Below are 20,946 nucleotides of genomic sequence, written 5' to 3' on the forward strand. Positions count from 1 at the left end.
TTCTGAGTACATCATCCTAATCATCCTAAGTTGGTAACCGAATGATCTGATCGCAAAATTTTATAAGAGTTCAAAAAAAATCCCCGAACCTTTCGGTTCGAGGATTTGTGTATAAGAGACAGGCCATGGCGACCCTTTTTAATACCGCTATTCTGCTACCGGCGGTGTTGAACCAGCGCCGCCATCATCTCAATGTGCAAATCATTATCATTGAGGCACGGAATATAGTTAAAGCGTTCGCCACCAGCGTGCAAAAAGATCTCCTGACACTGTTCAGCGATTTCCTCCAATGTTTCCAGACAATCCGCCGCAAAAGCCGGCGTGATTACATCGAGTCTTTGCATCCCCTGATCCGGCAAACTTTCCAGCGTCTTGTCCGTATAGGGTTGCAACCACTCTTCCCGGCCAAAGCGAGACTGATAACTCATCCCAATTTGTTCTGTACTCAAGCCCAATGCTTCACCCAACAGGCGGGTGGTAGTCTCACAGTGCTGCGGATATATATCACCATTGTCAGCGTAGCGCTTGGGAATGCCGTGGTACGAGCAGAGCAAATAGTCTCCCTGCCCATGCACAGCCCAGTGCTCGCGAACCGACTGTGCCAATGCCTGAATGTACAACGGGTGGTTGTGATAATCGCGAATGAAGCTATAACCGGGCATCACCGGCATCTGTTGGAACGCCTTGGTTAATCCGTCGGAAACTGCCGCTGTGGTGGTGCCTGAGTACTGTGGGTATAACGGCAAGACCACCACCTCTTCCACCCCGCGAGCCAGCAAGTTATCCAGCCCTGATTTGAGACTTGGATTGCCGTAAGTCATACCGAGTTCAACCGGTAAGCCAAGTTGCTGTTCGAGCTTCTCCGCTTGACGTTTTGAATACACCATTAACGGTGAGCCCGCGTCCATCCATACGGTTTGATAGAGTTTGGCAACTTTAGGCGCGCGGATGGGCAGGATGATCCCATGCAATAATGGGCACCATAACCATCGCGTCATATCCACCACCCGGTGATCATGAAGAAACTGACTTAAAAAACGTTTGACCGCTGGCACGGTGGCTTCATCAGGAGTTCCGAGGTTAACCAGCAGCACCCCTTGTTTATTATTGTTTTTCATAGCGTCCTAATCGTGATAAACAGCTTGACTTGTACGACCGAGCGTAAGGAAAAGTTCACTGCGTACAAACAGTAAATAAAAAAGCGACCCATAAGGTCGCTTTTAATATATCAAAAATACGTTTTTTGATTTGGGTAAATTATGCTAGCGCTTTCTCGATATCAGCACTTACTTCAGCAACTTGCTTAGTACCATCGAACTTAAGGTACTTAGTGTTACCCGCTTCCGCTTCTTTACCGTAGTAAGTGATAAGCGGTGCAGTTTGCTCATGGTAAACACCCAGGCGCGCACGTACAGTCTCTTCTTTGTCGTCATCACGAACAACAAGATCTTCACCGGTTACGTCGTCTTTGCCTTCCACTTTAGGCGGGTTGTACACAACGTGGTAAGTACGGCCTGAAGGCAGGTGAGCACGACGGCCAGCCATACGCTCAACGATCACGTCGTCCGCGACGTCAAATTCAATCACGTAATCGACATCAACACCCATTGCTTTTAGGCCATCAGCCTGAGGGATTGTGCGAGGGAAACCGTCTAGCAGGAAGCCTTTTTCGCAGTCATCTTGAGCAATACGCTCTTTGATCAGACCAAGGATGATTTCATCAGAAACTAGCTGACCAGCGTCGATTACAGCTTTAGCTTGCTTGCCAAGTTCTGTACCCGCTTTGATAGCAGCACGTAGCATGTCACCAGTAGAGATTTGCGGAACACCGTATTTTTCCATGATGAAATTAGCTTGTGTGCCTTTACCTGCACCTGGAGCACCTAGAAGAATGATGCGCATGTTGAATCCTCTTAAGATAATAATGATTTATACCGAAGCTCACTATGCCCTGCTCTGTACCTCGAACGCACAGCAACTCACGGTAAGTTTCGGTATAACTGTTTACAGTTAACAAGAAAACAGGCGTGCACATTACACGCCTGTTCACCTGGTTTCAAGATTGCATTCTATCATACAATTTGAAACCATAGCGCGAACTACGACTAAAGAATGCTTAAACACTCACATTTACCCGCCACTTCGCGCCGTTTCATTCACTATTAGCGCAAATACACCAAAAAGCCCGCCAAATGCGAGCTTTTTAAGTGGGTTACGTTATTAGTCCTTAGTCAAAAGCGTGTTGATGGCACCTAAAAATTGCGAAGGATCTTCCATCGAACCACGCTCAGCCAGCATCGCCTGACCCAGCAGTACTTCTACCCAACGGCCGAATGCCTGTTCATCAGCTTCGTCAGCCATTTGCTGAACCATCGGGTGTTCAGGGTTAAGTTCAAAGATGTACTTCACCGCCGGTGCAGCCTGACCGGCAGCCTCAAGCAGCTTAGCCATTTGGGTGCCCATTTCGAAGTCATCGGTGACCACTACCGCGGGCGTCGACGCAAGCTTGAAGGTCGTGCGAACGTCTTTCACACGATCGCCCAGATACGTTTTGGTACGTTCAACCACCGATTTGAACTCTTCTGCAGTTTCTTTGTGCTTCTCTTTCTCAGCTTCATCTTCAAACTGACTCAGGTCTAAACCTGCTTTGGTGATGGACTGGAACTGCTTACCATCAAACTCCGTCAGGTAATTCATCAGCCACTCATCAATGCGATCAAACATCAGAATCACTTCAAGACCTTTCGCTTTAAACTGCTCCAGGTGAGGACTGTGCTTCGCTGCAGCGTAACTATCGGCAGTAAGATAGTAGATCTTATCCTGGCCGTCTTTCATGCGCTCGATGTATGATGCCAGGCTAACCGTCTGTTCCGCAGAGTCTACCTCCGTCGACGCAAAACGCAGAAGACCGGCAACTTTCTCTTTGTTGCTCATGTCTTCAACCGGGCCTTCTTTCATCACCAGGCCAAACTCTTTCCAGAAAGCCTGATACTTCTCTTCGTCGTTCTTCGCCAGACGCTCGAGCATGGTCAGCACACGCTTGGTGCAGGCATTACGCAACGACTGAGTCACTTTATTGTCCTGCAGTATTTCACGCGACACGTTCAGCGGCAGGTCGTTGGAGTCAATCAGACCACGGACAAAGCGCAGGTACGACGGCATGAACTGCTCAGCGTCATCCATAATGAACACCCGCTGTACGTACAGCTTCAGGCCGGACTTATGGTCGCGGTTCATCATATCCCACGGCGCTTTGGCCGGAATGTACAACAGGCTGGTGTAGTCATTCTTACCTTCGACCCGGTTGTGGCTCCACACCAGAGGCTCAGCGAAATCGTGCGAGACATGTTTGTAGAACTCTTGGTACTCTTCATCGCTGATGTCTGACTTATTACGGTTCCAAAGTGCTTGCGCTTTATTGATTTGCTCCCAGGCTTTCTCTCCGGTTTCTTTACCTTCGTCATCACGCACGGCGGTCTGAATTGAAACCGGAATGCCGATATGGTCAGAGTACTTGCTGATCACTTCACGCAGGCGCCATTCACTTAGGAACTCTTTGGCATCATCACGCATGTGCAGGATGATATCGGTACCGCGAGACTCTTTGTTAATCCCCTCGACGGTGTACTCCCCTTCACCGGTGGAGTGCCACTGCACCGCCTCGTCGGTCGCAAGGCCAGCGGCCCGGGTACGTACGGTGACCGCATCTGCGACGATGAAAGCAGAGTAAAAGCCAACCCCAAACTGACCAATCAACTGGGACTCTTTAGTTTGATCTTCCGAGAGTTTGGAGAAAAACTCAGCCGTGCCTGATTTGGCAATGGTGCCTAGGTGTTCAATCACATCCTCGCGGCTCATACCAATCCCGTTATCAGAAATGGTCAGCGTATTCGCCACTTCATCAAACGACAGTTTCACACCTAAATCGGCATCGCCATTGTATAATTCGGGATTGGACAAGGCTTGAAAGCGCAGCTTGTCCGAGGCGTCAGAGGCATTTGAGATCAACTCGCGCAGAAAGATCTCTTTATTCGAGTAAAGAGAGTGAATCATCAGATGAAGTAACTGTTTTACTTCAGATTGAAAGCCACGAGTTTCTTTGTTTTGTGATACTGTTTCGCTCATGTTTGCTCCGTAACATTTAAACTGACAGTCTGGAATTGACTGACTCTTCACTGCTCCCTAACAAAGAGAGCCACATCTGGTTTTTATTTAACATGCGGCTGACAAATGTAAATTCAAGGTCAATCTTGGTAAAAACAGTGTTTTTTTAGAAAAATTTAATTATCCTAAGCACCTAAAATAATCTAAAACCAAACAAGTGAAGTTTTAACCCGTAACTCACGATAACTGAAAAAGCATCCATCTAAGAAGAACTCAATGACTAACATCGGCACCAAATTCCTACTTGCTCAAAGATTTGTCTTTGACCCAAATAGCAATTCTCTCGCTGACCAACAAAGTGACAACGATATTGTCCGTTTAGGAAGTAATGAAAGCCGCATTCTGCTTATGCTTTCGGAGAGACCCAATGAAGTTCTGACCCGTCACGAACTCCATGAGTTCGTTTGGCGAGAACAAGGCTTTGAGGTGGATGACTCAAGCCTGACCCAAGCAATCTCGACACTGCGAAAAATGTTGAAGGACTCAACTAAGTCGCCAGAATTTGTCAAAACCGTACCCAAACGCGGCTATCAACTGATCTGTCCGGTAGAACGTCTCAGTCCCTTGTTGAGTGATCCCCAAGATGAACAAGAGCCTGAACCAGAAACAGCAGACCAAAACCAAGACCAGGAGTTAACGCCAGAAGAGGCAATGCCGATCGCCGACGCTGAAATCGATGATACGGCAGAGCTTTCCCCGGATGACAGCCTCACGGCACCAGAAAAACGCACCAATCCATGGCTGGTACGCGGCTTATGGCTGCTTGCCGCACTGCTTCCTGTTTGTGTGCTGCTGCTTACCAACCCGGCAGAATCCAAGTTCCGCCAGATAGGTAATTATAACAACGTGGCCGTGATGACCCCGGTCAATCACCCGCCATTAAATGATTGGATGACATCAATTGAGCAGTGCATCAGCCATTACGTTAAGGCCCACAGTAGCGAGGAAGCCCCAATTGAGGTGATTGCTACTGGTGGCCAAAACCATCAGCTGGTTTTGAACTACATCCACAGTGCTGACCATTCAAACAAAAACGTGACACTGCGTATTATCGCCGGTCAGAAAGATCCAGCAGATATCTGCAAGTAGGAGGACATGATGAAAATTAAAATGGCATCGGTAGTTTTAGCCGTTTCGATCCTCTTCAGCGGCTGGCTGTACTGGGGCAGTGATCTTAAAATTGAGCAGGTTCTGACATCCAACGAATGGCAGTCGTCATTGGTCGCGGTTATCACGCAAGAGTTGCCCGACAGTGCCAATATTGGCCCGCTGCGTAAAGTCAAAGTCGCCTCCAACGTCAAGTACTTACCAAATGGTGAGTATATTCGCGTCGCAACTATCCGGCTATTTGCCGACGTCAACGCAAGCGATGCCGAATCGGCGATCAATATCTCCGAAAAAGGTCGTTGGGAAGTCAGTGATAACTACTTACTGGTCACGCCGGTTGAGTTCAAGAACACCTCTTCTTCTCAATCGTCAGATTTTACCGCTGAGCAGCTTAAACTCATCACCCAGATTTTTAAGCTTGATGCCGAACAAAGCCGCCGGATCGATGTAGTCAATGAGAAAACGCTGTTATTGACTAGCCTTAATCATGGCTCTACGGTACTGTTTAGAAATTGATTCTTTATCACTGAATAAGGGGGCTCCGGCCCCCTTTTATTTTGCTCATGGATTGGCTGGACACATTTACTCTTTTTATCGGCTCACTTATCGCCAATACCCTCGCCTCGTTGTCTGGTGGCGGAGCCGGTTTACTGCAATTGCCACTGTTACTCTTCCTTGGTCTGCCCTTCTCGGTCGCGCTGGCTACCCACAAAATCGCTACCGTGGCATTAGGCCTGGGCGCGGCTACCACGCATGTTCGTGCCGGTAGCATTGAACTAAAACTGGCCGTGTATCTGATACTTACCGGCAGTATCGGCGTGGTACTCGGTGCTAATATCATCTTCTCGGTTCCTGATACCATCGCCGAAAGGCTACTGGGCGGGATGATCTTAGCTTTAGGCATCTATTCGAGAATGAAAAAAGAGCTCGGACAACGGGAGGTGCCGCAAAACCGGCATACTCTGGGCTGGTTGCTGGGAGGAGCCGGATTGATGCTGATCGGGATCATCAACGGCTCATTAACCGCAGGTTCCGGGTTATTGGTCACGCTATTTTTAGTCCGTTGGTTTGGCTTCGACTACAAGCAGGCCGTTGCTTACACCATGATTTGCGTCGGTCTGTTCTGGAACGGAATTGGTGGTCTTGCCATCGCCCAGGCGGGTGCCACGATCCACTGGCTTTGGCTACCTGTCCTGCTGGTAAGTTCATTTCTTGGCGGGAGCCTGGGCGCATGGGCCACCAACCGCTACAACAATCGCGTGATAAAGTTGGCGTTTGAGCTGCTGACGTTTGCAGTCGGAATCAAACTGCTGCTGTAGTCTCACGCAGGAAATAACAAGGAAAGTAAAATGGATAAAGCCATCATTGACATTTTTTACTGTCGCCAGTGCAACTGGATGCTTCGCTCAACCTGGTTGTCGCAGGAGCTACTCCATACCTTCAGTGAAGAGATTGATACCCTCAGCCTGCACCCTGATACCGGCGGGCGGTTTGAAATCATCTGTAACGGCAATGTCATTTGGGAACGAAAAAGAGATGGCGGGTTTCCCGAAGCGAAGGTTCTCAAACAGCGCGTGCGTGATGTGATTGCTCCCGAACGCGATCTGGGCCACAGCGATAGCAAATAAGGGAGCGGCGCTCCCTCTCATTAAATGCCCGCTTGAGCCAAGACCTCACCGTCAAACGTGATCACCTTAAGCAAGCGCCCATCCAGCAGGCCATAGCTGGCCGGCAAGTCATTTCTCGGAAACGTCACCGAACCGGGATTAAAAATCACCGCGCCAGCTTGCTCTTGCGCAACAGGAACGTGGGTGTGGCCATGGACAATCACATCACCATCCCGCAAGGGCGGACGTTTATCACTGTTGTATAAATGACCGTGAGTCAGAAACAAGCGCGCACCAGACTCCAGCACCAGCCAGGCATAATCACTCATCATGGGAAACGAGAGCAACATCTGATCCACTTCACTGTCACAATTACCTCGTACGGCAATGATCTGATCAGCGAACTCATTTAACCGCGCCGCCACTTCAGGCGGATTGTAGCCATCAGGAACCGGGTTTCTTGGCCCATGGTTCAGTACATCCCCTAACAGCACCAAATGATCCGCACCGGACTCACGGTAGCATGCCAGTACCTGTTCGGTTGCCGGCAAACAGCCATGCAAATCTGAGGCAAAAAATAATTTCACGACTTCATCTCCTCAAAATGTTTGAGGATATTCTACGGCATTCTCTGCTAAGCTCAACCGAGCATATGAGCATCGCCCGGTAAACCGTGCACTAGCGCACCGCCTCAATCAGCATTGGGACCATGTAATTCCAGCTAAGGTAAGCCAGTCCGACCAACCCCACCCCCCACAAGAACAATGCAAGTAATTTAGCTTTGACAACATGGTTAAGCGGATCTGGCTCCCCACATCCCGGGCAGGCATGCGCTCGTGGAGAAATCGGCTTATCACAAACCGGGCACGCAACTAAAGGCATCTTAGCTCCTCCTTACACTGTAGATGGTATCAAAAAGCGTATAGCCCCTTAACAGAGTCCGCAACTGCCGAACTGGGTCAGGCGTCGCTTTCTACTGCCATCCCATTCATCACAATATTGTTATAACTCACCATCCCGATCACTTGACCATTCTCCACTACAGGAGCCCGGCTGATGCCAAACCGTTCAAACATTCTGGCACAGTATTTCACATTCATCATCGGGTCGACACACAGCGCCGGTTTGGTCATGATCTCATAAATATTCGTCCGTTGCGGTGAACGGTTTTGCGCCAGAACCTTTTTGGCAATATCGTTCATCAGCACAATGCCGAACTCATCGTTATCGTGGCGCTTTTTCACCACCAGCGCCTTAACCTGATGCCGCCGAGCCATGGTGATCCCCTCATGGACGGTCATCAACCCATCCACCATCACGTAGGTCGCGGCCATTACATCTCTAACCCGAATTAACTCATGGCTACTCATAGCTCATCCTCTACCACTTTGGTTAATGTCTCCACCTGATGCGCCACGCCCACAGCATCTTCAATATCCACTTGCACCGCGATACCCTGGCCTGGCTCTTGATCAAATTCACCGACATCACAGATTGTTTCGAGAATATGGCGCGAAAGGTGCTCTTCTACCACAAACAACAGGACATCCCGCTGAACTTCTAACGTCAGGCCAAAAAAGGTTTTTTTCTTATTCAACCCTTCTCCACGGGCGTTATTAATCACCGTCGCCCCGGTGGCTCCTGCTTGCCGCGCGGCATCCAGGACTTTGTCGGTTTTACTGTCCTCGACAAAAGCCAATATCAGTTTAAAACGCATTTTCATTCTCCTCCTTGGCCTCTTTCGTCAGCCATTGAGTAATTTGGGCGTAGCCCATCACTGAAATCATCGGAAACAAACTGGCAAATGCAATCAAGCCGAAGCCATCAATCATCGGGTTGCGGCCTGGCACCGTCGATGCCAGCCCCAACCCGAGAGCCGTAACCAGAGGCACCGTCACAGTTGAAGTTGTGACCCCCCCGGAATCATAGGCCAAAGGAATGATCAGCTTAGGTGCATAAAACGTCTGTATCACCACCACAACGTACCCTGCCATAATGTAGTAATGGATAGGATCCCCCACGACAATCCGGTAACTGCCCAGGGCGATGCCGATGGCCACGCCTAAGGCGACAGCAATCCGCAGCCCGTTAACACTGATAGCTCCCCCGGACACCTGATTGGCTTTAATCGCCACGGCTATCAAAGATGGCTCGGCAATCGTGGTACTAAAGCCAATCGTAAAAGCGAAAATGTAAACCCAGTAATAATCGATCCAGCTGAGTGCCTGGCCGACAGAGAGCTTGATATCATGCAAAAATGCCGGCGCCGTTAATTGCGTTGCCATGGTTTCACCTAGCGGGAATAACGCCATTTCCAGCCCCAGCAAAAACAGTGACAGGCCGACAATTACATAGAAAAATCCGAGTAGCACCTGTGGCAAATTACTCACCGGCCGGCGCAGTACCGCAATCTGAAAACCAAAAATGATCGTGACTATCGGCACGACATCACGAACGGTCGAGACAAAGGTATCAATGCAGTCTGCTAACGCTATCATGCCACCACCATCCCATATACCATCACAAACATCATCGGCAATAACGAAGCGAATGCGATCAAACCAAAACCATCAATCATCGGATTGCGCCCTTTAATCGATGAGGCCAGGCCCACTCCAAGCGCTGTCACCAAAGGTACGGTAATGGTCGAAGTAGTCACACCACCGGAGTCATAAGCCACACCGATTATCGATGACGGAGCAAACCAGGTTAAGATCACCACCCCGACATAACCGCCGATGATCATATAATGTATCGGCCAGCCTTTAAGGATACGTAAGACACCAATCACAATCGCCAGACCAACAGAAAACGCAACGGTAAAACGCAAGCCATACGCATATTCTTTCATCGCATCTTGGGAATGAATAATCATGCCGCCTTCCGCCGCAACTTCTGATGCCTCCTCGGCCACAGCCGTTAACGCGGGCTCGGCGATCGTGGTACCAAAACCCAGGCAAAACGAAAAAATCAGTAACCACAGCACACTGCCTTTGCGGGCAAAGGCCTGCGCCATACTCTCTCCGATCGGAAACAGGCCCATCTCCAGGCCAAAAATAAAGAAGGTCAAACCCAGCACAACCAACAAAAGGCCAAACAGAATGGAAATCAGGTTAGGCAGCGGTTCTTGTAGCACCAGCAACTGGAAAAATGCAATCACGACCACGATAGGAAGTAAATCTCGCGCACTGCCCAGCATGGCGCGAAAAAGCGCAGCTATTCCTGACATCGCCCACCTCCTGAAGTTCTGCCCTGTATGTATCCCGTGGCAACTAGCATGACATAAACCACTGCAGCGCGGTGTGAGCCATGCGATGGGTTAGATAACAATTCGTTACATATGTTAAAATTGTGAACTGAGCAAAACTCATCAACCAAGACCTGCAGCTGCACGCATTGGAGCCACGTCGTGCTGCTCTCAGCGCAACATTCCTAACTTGTTGAATTGATCAACTAAACCGGAAAAAGACTATAATGGGTGAATAAATCGGTTGTTCAGAGGGATAGCATGAAGATACTACTGACAGGGGGAACCGGTTTTATCGGCTCAGAGTTGATGAAGCTGCTTACCACACACCAGGTGACATTACTGACACGGAACAAAGAGCGTGCCAGGCAACACTTGGAATATGCCGATCTCGGCAATGTCACCTATCTTGAATCGTTGGATCACCTACAGGATCTCAACCACATCGATGCGGTGATTAACCTCGCCGGAGAACCAATCGCAGATAAACGCTGGACAGCAGAACAAAAGGAAATCATCTGTAAAAGCCGCTGGGAGATCACCGAGAGGATCGTCGAACTGATCCACGCCAGCACCAAGCCACCCAGCACGTTTATCAGCGGGTCTGCGGTCGGCTATTACGGCGACCAACACCACCACCCGTTTGATGAGTCCCTGCAAGTACACAGCAGCGAGTTTGCACACAACGTCTGTGCTGAATGGGAGCGTGTTGCCAAACAGGCCCATTCCGATCTCACCCGTGTATGCCTGATCCGAACCGGTATCGTCCTCGGCCACCACGGTGGTGCTCTGGCGAAAATGTTACTGCCATACAAACTAGGCCTAGGAGGCCCGATTGGTAACGGCGTGCAGTACATGCCGTGGATTCATTTACTCGACATGGTGCGCGCCATCATGTTTCTGCTGGAAACCCCGCATGCCTCCGGCGTGTTTAATCTGTGTGCACCACACCCGGTCACCAATCAGATATTCAGCCGGACACTGGCCAAAACACTGCAACGTCCGCATTTTTTATTCACTCCCAAGTGGGCACTTCGCCTTGCGATGGGCGAATCCTCCTGCCTGTTATTTGACAGTATTCGCGCCAAACCAAAAAAACTGACCGAGTTAGGCTTTAAATTCAGCTACTCACGCATAGAGCCGGCACTCAAGCATTTGCTTCAAGAGCGCAACCATGAATGATAGAGTATCTTCTCTATCCACCAGCTTAGGGCGCAAATGAAAAAATCTGTTCTTATTACCGGATGTTCGACTGGTATCGGTTATACCTGTGCTCATGCCTTGCATGACAGAGGTTTTCATGTCATTGCCTCATGCCGGCAGCTGGCTGATGTTGAGCGTCTTCAACAGGAGGGGCTGACTTGTATTCAACTCGACCTCAATGATCCTGACAACATCCGCCGAGGAGTAAAGCAAGCCCTTCACTTGGCAGACGGTAACCTGTACGGCGTCTTTAATAACGGAGCATATGGCCAGCCCGGTGCACTGGAAGACCTGCCGACAGAAGCGTTGCGTGCTCAGTTCGAAACCAATTTTTTCGGCTGGCATCATTTAATCCGAGAGGTGCTGCCCCACATGCGCCGACAAGGCCAGGGACGCATCATTCAGAACAGTTCCGTGTTGGGCTTTGCTGCCATGAAATATCGCGGTGCCTATAACGCCTCAAAGTATGCTCTCGAAGGTTGGACTGATACGCTCCGGCTGGAACTTGCCAATACCAACATCCGCGTATCACTGATTGAACCGGGCCCGATAGAAACCCACTTCCGCCACAATGCACTACGAGCGTTTGAGCAATGGATCCGTGTTGAACATAGCCCGCACCAAGCCGCATACGAAGCACAAAGACAACGCCTGCAAAACAGTAAGTCGAATAACGCCTTTGTATTGCCCGCCGAGGCCTGTGTTGAGCCGGTTTTACACGCCCTGACCCACCCGAAGCCAAAGACACGTTATCGTATCACTACGCCAACCAAAGTATTTGCGGTGCTGAAACGCCTGTTGCCGACGGTTTGGCTCGATGCCATTTTAAAACGCGCGGCTTAAGTTAAAAAAGTTACCCGCGTCATGCTTTTGTAACAATCTGATGGCATTGTGAGCAGGCTGGTTGAAAAAACCGCATCTGATAGATCCAACATCTGGTACTCCATCTGCAATGCAGCCAGCCCTTTGCAGTGTCGATGTAGTCTAGATTGACTGTCTCCACCCATACTGGTTTGTGCATGAATGAGATAACAATGACTTTTAATCAGCTTAACTGGTTAAGCGTGGGTGTAGTCGTAACCCTGTTCATACTGTTTTAAGCTTACTTCGCCATACCCGGACTCAGGCGAACACCGGCGGCAATGTGAGTATGGGTAAAGACAACAATGTCACAGCACTTTCGCTTGCAATAAACGCTGCCTCGGCAGCGTTTTTCTTTTATTGCTGGTTGAATTTCAACGCTATTATCTCCATATAATTAAACGACAAAACACAAACGCAAGGACATCCGGATGCAATCTCCTTTTATCGTTGAGATCACTGAACAAAACTTTCGAGAAGTGCTCGAAGGATCTATGACTACGCCAGTGTTGATCCACTTCTGGGCGGACGCCCAACCAGAAAGCAGTCAAATTCTTCCCGAACTGCGCGCTTTGGCTCAACAATACAACGGAGCATTCACACTCGCCTTACTTAATTGCGAACAACAAGGCGCGATTGCCGCTCAGTTTGGTGTACAGGTACTGCCGACCATCGCCCTGTTCATAAATGGCCAAGCCGTAGATGGTTTGGGGGGGGCGCAGCCTATTGAAGCCATCAGCAATATGCTCAATAAACACTTACCAAGCCAGGAAGAAATGGTAATGAAGCAAGCAAGCGAGTTCCTGGCACAAGGTGAACACAGTCAGGCACTGGCGTTACTCCATACCTTGCCGGAGCCAATGCACAGTCGTGGTGATGTAAAGCTGGCGATGGCAGACTGCCTATTGGAGACCAAACAGTTTGAAGCGGCTCAGGAGGTGTTGGGCACTGTTCCGCTCGAATACCAGAACAATGACTACAAGAGCCTGATTGCCAAACTTGAGCTGCAATTGCAGGCGGCCGACAGTCCTGAACTGCAGCGCCTAGAACAAGAGTACGCGGCTAACTCAAGCGATCTGGCGCTAGCCTGCGAACTTGCCGTTCAATACCACCAGGTAGGCCGTGATGAAGAAGCCTTAGAACTGCTGTGGAACATACTCAAAGCCGATCTTGGTGCCCATGACGGCGAAGTTCGTAAAGCATTTATGGATATTTTAAGTGCCCTTGGTCAAGGCAATGCACTGGCTGGCAAATACCGCCGCCAGTTGTACTCCATCCTGTACTGATTATTGGCCATATCTGTTACTTCATGTTTTATACCAATAAAAGCCGGCCAGTCCCGGCTTTTATTTTATCTGCTATGTCGGTATTTCTTATTTAACTGATTGTTTCACTCGCATAAATGCGCAAGAATGAACCAGTTACTATGCATAGAAAGGAATAATGTTATGTTAATCGATTCATTCATCGCGATAGGCGTCTTTGTGGTAGTGGCGATCATCGTGATCGCGTCTGCAGTTAAGACCGTCCCACAAGGCAACAACTGGACTGTTGAACGTTTTGGCCGCTTTACTCAAACGCTTAAGCCGGGCCTTAACCTCATCATTCCCTTCATGGATCGCATTGGCCAAAAGATCAACATGATGGAGCGCGTGCTGGATATTCCGGCACAAGAGGTGATTTCTAAAGATAACGCGAATGTGGTGATTGATGCCGTGTGTTTTGTTCAGGTTGTTGATGCCGCTAAAGCCGCTTATGAAGTGAATGATCTCGAACATGCTATCCGTAATTTGACCCTGACCAATATCCGTACCGTGCTCGGTTCAATGGAGCTGGACGAAATGCTCAGCCAGCGCGATATGATCAACACCAAACTGCTGGCGATTGTCGATCAGGCGACTAACCCATGGGGTGTCAAAGTAACCCGTATCGAAATCAAAGACGTTCAGCCTCCAGCGGATCTTACCGCGGCGATGAACGCGCAGATGAAAGCCGAACGGAATAAACGTGCTGATATTCTTGAAGCCGAAGGGGTTCGCCAGGCTGAGATCCTCAGAGCCGAAGGTCATAAACAATCTGAGATTTTAAAAGCGGAAGGGGAAAAGCAAGCTGCTATTCTTCAAGCGGAAGCGCGTGAGCGTGCCGCCGAGGCAGAAGCAAGAGCAACCGAAATGGTATCCACAGCCATCGCCCAAGGTGATATGCAGGCGGTTAACTACTTCATCGCCCAAGGGTATACCGAAGCACTGAAAAGTATTGGTCAGGCTGAAAATGGTAAGATCATCATGCTGCCACTAGAGGCCACCGGATTAATGGGCTCTGTGGCTGGCATTGCCGAAATGTTCAAACAACACAGTAACGATTAACAGGCGAAATTATGAGTATATTCACCTTACTCGACGGAATCACTTTCTGGCATTGGCTGGCATTCGGTCTGGTACTGTTAGCGGTTGAACTGCTGGGGACGGCTGGCTATTGCTTATGGCTGGGCATTTCTGCGCTACTGGTTGGAGTGCTGCTTGCGATACTGCCACTTAGCTGGCAGCTGCAATGGCTCTGCTTTGTTGTTTTTAGCCTCACCACCACATGGCTCTGGTGGCGGAGGCAGTGGCGTAAAGACTCACAAGATGACCAACATCGCGATCTGAATCAAAAACAGAAACAGCTGATCGGTATGGTGGTCAGGATCGATGAGGATTTTGACGTTGGCGTTAACCGGCTCAACGTTGCCGATACGACGTGGTCCGCACGATGCAAGCAAACTATACCGGCAGGTACTCAGGTTAAAATCACCGCCGTTGACGGCATTACACTCATCGTTGAACCCGTCGAATAATGAACCTTTGCCAATTAAGGTAGAGCACTCTGCCCTTAATTGGCATTTAGTCCTGGTTTATTCATTATTTCATAAGGTTAATAAAATTAATTTCACAAATTAAGTGATATAAATATTATTTCCCTCCTATCCTACTTACATTCCCACGACGAAAATTTCAACAACATAGCAACTAAAAACAATATTTCTGAATTGAAATTTTCATTTAAAAATTAAAAGTTTATTAAATTAATTTTTGATCTTTCCCGGTCAATTTACATACTTATCCATTAAGCACATTATTTTAGTGCTTGGTTTTTTGGTAAGTAACAGAAGTGCAAAGGCGTGAATGAACCTCAATGCGGTTTAATTAGTTCAGCCGTCAGTAGCGACAGGGATAATAATGATTCAACCGCTGCCAACCCGGCGTCTGGTCGTGTGGTATCCCTGGCTTGAACTGGCCTACTCGTAGGTAAGCCTCTCAGGAAAACTGGTTTTAGCGGAGAGGTAGTGAAAGGCTGAAGTAGAAACACTGACTGAAGGGTTAGTTGTATATTGAGGAATTTCGATTAGATGTAAGTAAAGGAAAAAAGTTATGAGATCATTAATTAAACTATTTGTGGTGATCGCCACAATCGCACCTTTAACAACACAAGCAGGCGGCTCAACCGAAGGAAGAACTCTCGCACCTGAAGTAAAATGTCAATTGCCTAATGGTAACATTCATATGCTTCCCCCCTTATACTGCAAAGTCCATAACGGTAAAGAGAGCAAATAAAAAAAGGAGCCAAATGGCTCCTTTTTATTTATTCACTCAGATATTAGAAAGTGTATGGGATGATAACTTGGAAGCGTAGATCCGTCTCATCCGCATCACGAGTATTTGTGTACTCATCACGCTCTAGGATAGTACCGTGTAGACGTACAGTAGATCCTTTAAGGGCACCGCTCTGTAGCGAGTAAGAGACCGTAGCGTTGATTGCATATTCGCTTTCGTAGTCCCAGTCACCAGATGCGCCGCTTGCCGCAGAATCTGCACCTGTACCGTAACCAAAGCCGGCGTAGTAAGTCCAACCGTTACCTTGGTTGTAAGACAGGCGGTTGTACCATGCTAGCTCACCCGCTTTGTTCCAGTCAGACAATGCATCCCACCACTGAGACCAGTTACCATTGTTCATACCGTAAGTGTGGATAGTACGAGGAACGAAGTCAGCGCGGTTGTCTGTATCTGTGTAACGTAGCTCAGACATCCAAGCCAGCTTGCCAAATGAATGGTTCAGAGACAGGCCAGTATGGTAGCCAAGACCATCGTATTTCACATCATCATTAACACCGTAGAAATCAAATGCCACGGTAGTAGCATCGCTTACTGTGTATCTCAGGTAAGCTTTGTAAGATGTGTTATCCGTTTTATCATGGTAACTTGTTACTTCATTGGCACCCCAGTCGATGCCATTCGCATATTTAACACCTGTTGCCTGGCCAACACCAAGCTGGAAGAACAACTTGTCAGTAGCGTTACCGTTCAGACCCAGAGAGTGTAGGTAGCTCCAAGAGGTATCAGACCACAGCGCTGGTGCGTAGTCGTCTTCATGTAGTAACCAAGGTGCTGTAAATTGGTCTGCGCCGAAGTAGCTAAGGTTGAAATCGCCAACTTTGCCGTTTAGTTCGAAACCACGGTAAGTACCTGGTACAAAGCTCCATACGTTACCGATCGTACCGTTGCCACCAGCCTGTAGCATACCGAAACGAGCATTAAAGTTGTCACCCGCCTTGAACTTCAGAGCTGCTTTGTAAATTTTAAGCTGTTCACCGTCACCTGCACCCCAGTCCAGGTTTGAACAGGTTGAGATTTCGTTACACAGGTAACCTTGATCACCTTTTTGGCTGTCGTTGTACAGATCACCTGAGTAGTAACCTGCAATATCGGCACCCAGCCAGCCATCATGGTAACCTGAAGTAAAATCAAGAACCGCGTTGTAAGAAGAGTAGTTCAAGCGACTCCAGCGATCGCCGTTTTCACCACCCGGCTTACCCGTAGTACGAGTACGAGAACGGGTATCAACAATGAACATGGCACTCAGACTTGAGTCTTGCATAAATTCGTTGACTTTCTCGACGTACTCAGCACCGGCTGCACTGTCTGTTGAAGCGGTAGCTGGAGCAACTGCAACAACACCAAACATTGCTGCGGTTAATGCTGAAACTTTAAAAAATTTGTCCATGGAAAAACTCCTAAAAATGGATATAGCTGTATTTTTCTTTCCCTCCTTAAGTTGGCCGCCGAAGGAGAGAAGTAAATTCCTAAGTAAAGCTAAACTGTTTGCAATTTAGCTTTTTTGTTCCTGCATACACACCGTGTATCCACGCTCATAAGACTAACTTCGCAACTAAAAACATCCAAATGGAACTTATTTTTTTTCTAAAAAAATATGAGCCACGCCAAAGTTCCATCAAGGTTATTGATCCAGATCTTATTTTTGAATATCAAAGCATGGAAATATTTAAACCCGTTATAAAACAATTACTTATACATATCCCCTATCTATTAATATGAAGTCACTCGCATCTTCAATAGCACCAAACCTTCAATTTCTCACAGAGAGATGGTGATCACTGAAACAATTACTCCGGTTATTCCACCCAAATCGCGATACTTTTTTGATAATAAATAAAAAGCCCCAAATATCTCTATTTTGGGGCTTTTAGGTGTTATTTTGATTTTTTGATGCTGGTTATTTCATCAGATCCAGCAAGTCCTGCTCCGTTTGGATCTCGACACCTAGCTCCTGTGCTTTAGCCAGTTTCGAGCCAGCATTTTCTCCGGCAAACAACACATCGGTTTTTTTCGATACGCTGCCGGTGACTTTAGCCCCCAGGTTTTGTAACGCCGCTTTAGCATCAGTACGACTAAGCTGCGATAACGTACCCGTCAATACCACGGTCTTACCTTGGAGTGGGAGCTCCACCCCCTCCGCAGGAGCCGATATTGCCGGCCAGTGAATGCCCTGAGCCAACAAATCCTGCACAACTGCCTGGTTTTTCTCTTCGCTAAAGAACGTGATAATGTGGGTCGCGACCACATTGCCAATGTCCGCCACTTCAATCAATTGCTCGTAGGTTGCCGCTTGAACCCGTTCCAACGTTGTAAAGTGCTGAGCAAGGTTAGCTGCCGTCGCCTCTCCTACTTCCCGGATCCCCAGGGCATATAAGAAACGCGCCAGGGTCGTCAGTTTTGACTTTTCCAGCGCATTGACAATATTTTGCGCCGATTTAGGTCCCATCCGATCCAGTACGGTTAACACACCCGCCGATAGCTTAAACAGATCCGCCGGAGTTTCGACCATTTCACGGTCCACCAGCTGCTCTATCACCTTGACGCCCAAACCATCGACGTCCATGGCTTTACGCGATACAAAGTGTTTCAGCGACTCTTTACGTTGCGCTTGACACACCAACCCACCGGTACAGCGGGTCACCGCTTCGCCCTCGATACGTTCAACATGAGAGCCACACACCGGGCAGCGTTGCGGAAAAACAATTTCTCGCACATCATCCGGACGGCGTTCACGAATCACCGAGACCACCTGTGGAATAACGTCACCAGCGCGGCGGATCACCACCTGGTCGCCAACCATGACATCGAGGCGGGCGATTTCGTCCGCATTGTGCAAGGTAGCGTTACTTACGGTCACGCCACCAACGAAAACCGGTTCCAGCTTCGCTACCGGGGTGATCGCTCCGGTACGACCCACCTGAAACTCAACTTCATTCAAGGTCGTGATTTCTTCCTGTGCCGGAAACTTGTAGGCAATCGCCCAGCGAGGCGCACGCGCTACAAAGCCAAGTTGTTCTTGAATCGCGATGTCGTCTACTTTGATAACAACACCGTCAATCTCGTAAGCCAGAGCGTCACGGCGCGCAAGAATATCCTGGTAATACGCTTTTACCGCAGCCATGCTATCAAGGCGTTTGGTCTCCGGGCACATCGGTAAGCCCCAAGACTTAATTTGTAGGAAACGTTGATAGTGACTTGCCGCCAGCGTCGCGCCCTCGACGACACCAACACTGTACGCATAGAAACTCAGTGGACGAGAAGCGGTGATCCGCGAGTCGAGCTGACGCAAACTGCCGGCCGCCGCATTACGCGGGTTCACAAACACTTTTTCGCCTTTCTGGCGCGCCGTTTCATTCAAGCGTTCAAAACCGGCTTTAGGCATAAACACTTCACCACGTACCTCTAGGCGTACCGGCCAGTCATTGCCCTGCAACTTAAGGGGAATAGCACTGATCGTTCGTACATTCTCAGTGATGTTTTCGCCAGTAGTACCATCACCACGAGTTGCGGCCTGGACCAAAATACCGTTCTCATACAACAAGCTCACCGCCAGGCCATCGAGTTTAGGCTCGCAGCAATACTGTTTGATGGTTTGGCTCAACACTCGGTCCTGAGCACGCTTATGGAAACCATCCAGCTCGGCATCATCAAAAACGTTGTCCAGAGACAACATTGGCACCTCATGGCTCACCTGACTGAATTCAGACAATGGCTGGCCACCGACGCGCTGGCTGGGAGAATCCACGCTAACCCACTCCGGGTGCTGTGCTTCAATCTCCACTAACTCTCGCATCATACGATCGTATTCGGCATCTGGTATTTCGGGGTTATCTTCCACGTAATAACGTACCGCGTGGTAATGAAGTGACTCTTTGAGTTCTTCTAGTCTCTGAAGTAAGGATTCGGACATATCAAGCCCCATAAAAGTAAATCGATGATGTTGAAAGAGGATGAAAAAGGGCTCCAAACGGAGCCCTAATGTAATCGCTGGTCAAGATTAGGCGTTAGCAGCAATAAACTCAACTATTTGACGACGATAGGCCGCTAAACGATCCGGTGTCATCAAATTACGCTGGTCGTCAAGTACATTGCCGCCTAGCTCGTCGGCAATTTGTTGTGCTGTACGCAGCATCAAATTGAAGTTTTGATCGGCTTCACCGTAACCGGGCAAGGTCATAAAGAAAGAAATACCTTTGGTGGTAAACTCAGCGGGATCATCATGCGCCAATGTGCCAGGATGCATCATGTTTGCCACGCTGAACAAAACCTTACCGTTACCCGACAGATCGACATGGCGATGGAAAATATCCATCTCACCATAAATCAGGCCATTTTGTTGCATACTTTCAAACAGTTTTGTGCCAATAAACGGCTCGTCGCCCGCACAGTGGACATTCAGGACTATCACTTCCATTTCCGGTTCTGACACTGGCGCTGCCGCCGACTCGATGTCAGGATCAACCCTGGCGTCCAGCGGCTCTGATACCGATGCTTCCGGCTCTGAGAGTGGCACCTGAACGGTCAGCTCTTCCTCAGTTTCTTCCAGCGCCGAGAAGGAAGGTGTCTCTGCGACTGGATCAACCGCTACACGGACATCAGGCTCATGGTCAATGAGTGGATCTGCATCGATGAGAGGATCCGACTCTATCTTGGTATCAAACAGGTTATCTGCGCTAAAATCAGGTTCTTTACGCTCTTTACGGATAATCTCGTAGTCGTCATGGGGGGCTGGGGCGTAGTCATCGTTAGGCTCGAGTTCGTCCCCAGCTTGATCTGCATCCAGTTTATTTAAGGGCTTATCGCCAAATTTTGCTTTGCCCTCTTTTTTACTGGTCCATAAACCATGGAACAACAACGCGGCGATAGCTAATGCGCCCACCACAATGAGTACGAATCGCAATTCCTGCATTTTTTACTCTCAATATTCTTAGTTTTACTACTCGTTCGTCCTTGAGCAGTAAACCCAAGTGCAATAAATACGAATGATGCGGTTACTTTACCAAAACTATGTGGAGGTTTAGAACAACTTAATGCAAGAAGTTCATTTTTTTGTTGTTATTTTTACCACGATCCAATTTCCTTCCCCTGCTATCCAAAACATTGA

22 protein-coding genes are annotated in these 20,946 nt (G+C 48.7%); 10 read left to right on the top strand and 12 right to left on the bottom strand.

Going from position 1 to position 20,946, the window contains the following annotated elements:
* Window positions 1-155: 155 nt before the first annotated feature.
* The 3 genes from hemH to htpG all read right to left on the bottom strand — a co-directional run bounded on the left by hemH (window position 156) and on the right by htpG (window position 4,125).
* The gene (hemH, locus tag P2G85_RS19860; protein WP_275865797.1) at window positions 156-1,118 is read right to left on the bottom strand and encodes a ferrochelatase; all 963 of its coding nucleotides are present in this window, start codon (window positions 1,116-1,118) and stop codon (window positions 156-158) included.
* Between the two features lie 139 nt (window positions 1,119-1,257).
* Window positions 1,258-1,902, bottom strand: coding sequence for an adenylate kinase (gene adk / locus P2G85_RS19865; RefSeq protein WP_275865798.1), 645 nt, complete (start codon window positions 1,900-1,902; stop codon window positions 1,258-1,260).
* Window positions 1,903-2,220: 318 nt separating this feature from the next.
* Entirely contained in the window at window positions 2,221-4,125 is a 1,905-nt protein-coding gene (gene htpG / locus P2G85_RS19870; RefSeq protein ID WP_275865799.1) for a molecular chaperone HtpG, read from the bottom strand.
* A gap of 255 nt (window positions 4,126-4,380) precedes the next feature.
* Here htpG and P2G85_RS19875 point away from each other — a divergent pair, with 255 nt between their 5' ends.
* From P2G85_RS19875 to P2G85_RS19890, 4 genes are read left to right on the top strand one after another with little or no spacing between them, the layout of a single operon-like run.
* The gene (locus tag P2G85_RS19875) at window positions 4,381-5,253 is read left to right on the top strand and encodes a transcriptional regulator (RefSeq protein ID WP_275865800.1); all 873 of its coding nucleotides are present in this window, start codon (window positions 4,381-4,383) and stop codon (window positions 5,251-5,253) included.
* A 9-nt stretch (window positions 5,254-5,262) separates the two neighbouring features.
* Window positions 5,263-5,787, top strand: coding sequence for a regulatory protein ToxS (locus P2G85_RS19880; RefSeq protein WP_275865801.1), 525 nt, complete (start codon window positions 5,263-5,265; stop codon window positions 5,785-5,787).
* A gap of 47 nt (window positions 5,788-5,834) precedes the next feature.
* Complete coding sequence (locus P2G85_RS19885; RefSeq protein ID WP_275865802.1) at window positions 5,835-6,590, top strand: sulfite exporter TauE/SafE family protein; 756 nt, start codon at window positions 5,835-5,837, stop codon at window positions 6,588-6,590.
* A gap of 30 nt (window positions 6,591-6,620) precedes the next feature.
* The gene (locus P2G85_RS19890; protein ID WP_275865803.1) at window positions 6,621-6,899 is read left to right on the top strand and encodes a SelT/SelW/SelH family protein; all 279 of its coding nucleotides are present in this window, start codon (window positions 6,621-6,623) and stop codon (window positions 6,897-6,899) included.
* Window positions 6,900-6,919: 20 nt separating this feature from the next.
* On the opposite strand, the gene yfcE is transcribed toward P2G85_RS19890, so the two are convergent.
* The 6 genes from yfcE to P2G85_RS19920 form a co-directional block, all read right to left on the bottom strand.
* A complete protein-coding gene (gene yfcE / locus P2G85_RS19895) occupies window positions 6,920-7,465 on the bottom strand; it encodes a phosphodiesterase (RefSeq protein WP_275865804.1) in 546 nt (181 codons plus the stop codon).
* A 91-nt stretch (window positions 7,466-7,556) separates the two neighbouring features.
* On the bottom strand, window positions 7,557-7,760 hold the full coding sequence (locus P2G85_RS19900; protein ID WP_275865805.1) for a hypothetical protein: 204 nt from the start codon (window positions 7,758-7,760) through the stop codon (window positions 7,557-7,559).
* A gap of 77 nt (window positions 7,761-7,837) precedes the next feature.
* Window positions 7,838-8,248 (bottom strand): CBS domain-containing protein, encoded by a 411-nt coding sequence (locus P2G85_RS19905; RefSeq protein WP_275865806.1) that lies wholly within the window; start codon window positions 8,246-8,248, stop codon window positions 7,838-7,840.
* On the bottom strand, window positions 8,245-8,595 hold the full coding sequence (locus P2G85_RS19910) for a P-II family nitrogen regulator (RefSeq protein WP_275865807.1): 351 nt from the start codon (window positions 8,593-8,595) through the stop codon (window positions 8,245-8,247). The genes P2G85_RS19905 and P2G85_RS19910 overlap by 4 nt, the downstream gene beginning before the upstream one ends.
* Complete coding sequence (locus P2G85_RS19915; RefSeq protein ID WP_275865808.1) at window positions 8,585-9,376, bottom strand: DUF1538 domain-containing protein; 792 nt, start codon at window positions 9,374-9,376, stop codon at window positions 8,585-8,587. The genes P2G85_RS19910 and P2G85_RS19915 overlap by 11 nt, the downstream gene beginning before the upstream one ends.
* Window positions 9,373-10,107 (bottom strand): DUF1538 domain-containing protein, encoded by a 735-nt coding sequence (locus tag P2G85_RS19920; protein WP_275865809.1) that lies wholly within the window; start codon window positions 10,105-10,107, stop codon window positions 9,373-9,375. Before P2G85_RS19920 ends, P2G85_RS19915 begins: the two co-directional genes overlap by 4 nt.
* A gap of 279 nt (window positions 10,108-10,386) precedes the next feature.
* Between P2G85_RS19920 and P2G85_RS19925 the strand changes: the two genes are divergently transcribed.
* From P2G85_RS19925 to P2G85_RS19950, 6 genes are all read left to right on the top strand, one after another.
* The gene (locus P2G85_RS19925; protein WP_275865810.1) at window positions 10,387-11,307 is read left to right on the top strand and encodes a TIGR01777 family oxidoreductase; all 921 of its coding nucleotides are present in this window, start codon (window positions 10,387-10,389) and stop codon (window positions 11,305-11,307) included.
* 36 nt (window positions 11,308-11,343) lie between these two features.
* Window positions 11,344-12,171 carry an SDR family oxidoreductase gene (locus P2G85_RS19930; protein ID WP_275865811.1) on the top strand — a complete coding sequence of 276 codons (828 nt, stop codon included), beginning with the start codon at window positions 11,344-11,346 and terminating at the stop codon, window positions 12,169-12,171.
* 449 nt (window positions 12,172-12,620) lie between these two features.
* Window positions 12,621-13,475 (top strand): co-chaperone YbbN, encoded by an 855-nt coding sequence (locus P2G85_RS19935; protein WP_275865812.1) that lies wholly within the window; start codon window positions 12,621-12,623, stop codon window positions 13,473-13,475.
* Between the two features lie 162 nt (window positions 13,476-13,637).
* Window positions 13,638-14,555 carry an SPFH domain-containing protein gene (locus P2G85_RS19940; protein WP_275865813.1) on the top strand — a complete coding sequence of 306 codons (918 nt, stop codon included), beginning with the start codon at window positions 13,638-13,640 and terminating at the stop codon, window positions 14,553-14,555.
* An 11-nt stretch (window positions 14,556-14,566) separates the two neighbouring features.
* Window positions 14,567-15,025 (top strand): NfeD family protein, encoded by a 459-nt coding sequence (locus P2G85_RS19945; protein WP_275865814.1) that lies wholly within the window; start codon window positions 14,567-14,569, stop codon window positions 15,023-15,025.
* Between the two features lie 574 nt (window positions 15,026-15,599).
* Window positions 15,600-15,782: a hypothetical protein gene (locus P2G85_RS19950; RefSeq protein WP_275865815.1), complete on the top strand. Its 183-nt coding sequence runs from the start codon at window positions 15,600-15,602 to the stop codon at window positions 15,780-15,782.
* Between the two features lie 43 nt (window positions 15,783-15,825).
* Here P2G85_RS19950 and P2G85_RS19955 read toward each other — a convergent pair whose 3' ends face one another.
* The 3 genes from P2G85_RS19955 to zipA all read right to left on the bottom strand — a co-directional run bounded on the left by P2G85_RS19955 (window position 15,826) and on the right by zipA (window position 20,751).
* Complete coding sequence (locus tag P2G85_RS19955; RefSeq protein ID WP_275865816.1) at window positions 15,826-17,229, bottom strand: porin; 1,404 nt, start codon at window positions 17,227-17,229, stop codon at window positions 15,826-15,828.
* A gap of 510 nt (window positions 17,230-17,739) precedes the next feature.
* Window positions 17,740-19,752, bottom strand: coding sequence for an NAD-dependent DNA ligase LigA (gene ligA / locus P2G85_RS19960; protein ID WP_275865817.1), 2,013 nt, complete (start codon window positions 19,750-19,752; stop codon window positions 17,740-17,742).
* An 87-nt stretch (window positions 19,753-19,839) separates the two neighbouring features.
* On the bottom strand, window positions 19,840-20,751 hold the full coding sequence (gene zipA, locus P2G85_RS19965) for a cell division protein ZipA (protein WP_275865818.1): 912 nt from the start codon (window positions 20,749-20,751) through the stop codon (window positions 19,840-19,842).
* Window positions 20,752-20,946 lie beyond the last annotated feature (195 nt).

The sequence above is a fragment of the Vibrio sp. CAU 1672 genome (assembly GCF_029223195.1).
GTDB lineage: Bacteria > Pseudomonadota > Gammaproteobacteria > Enterobacterales > Vibrionaceae > Vibrio.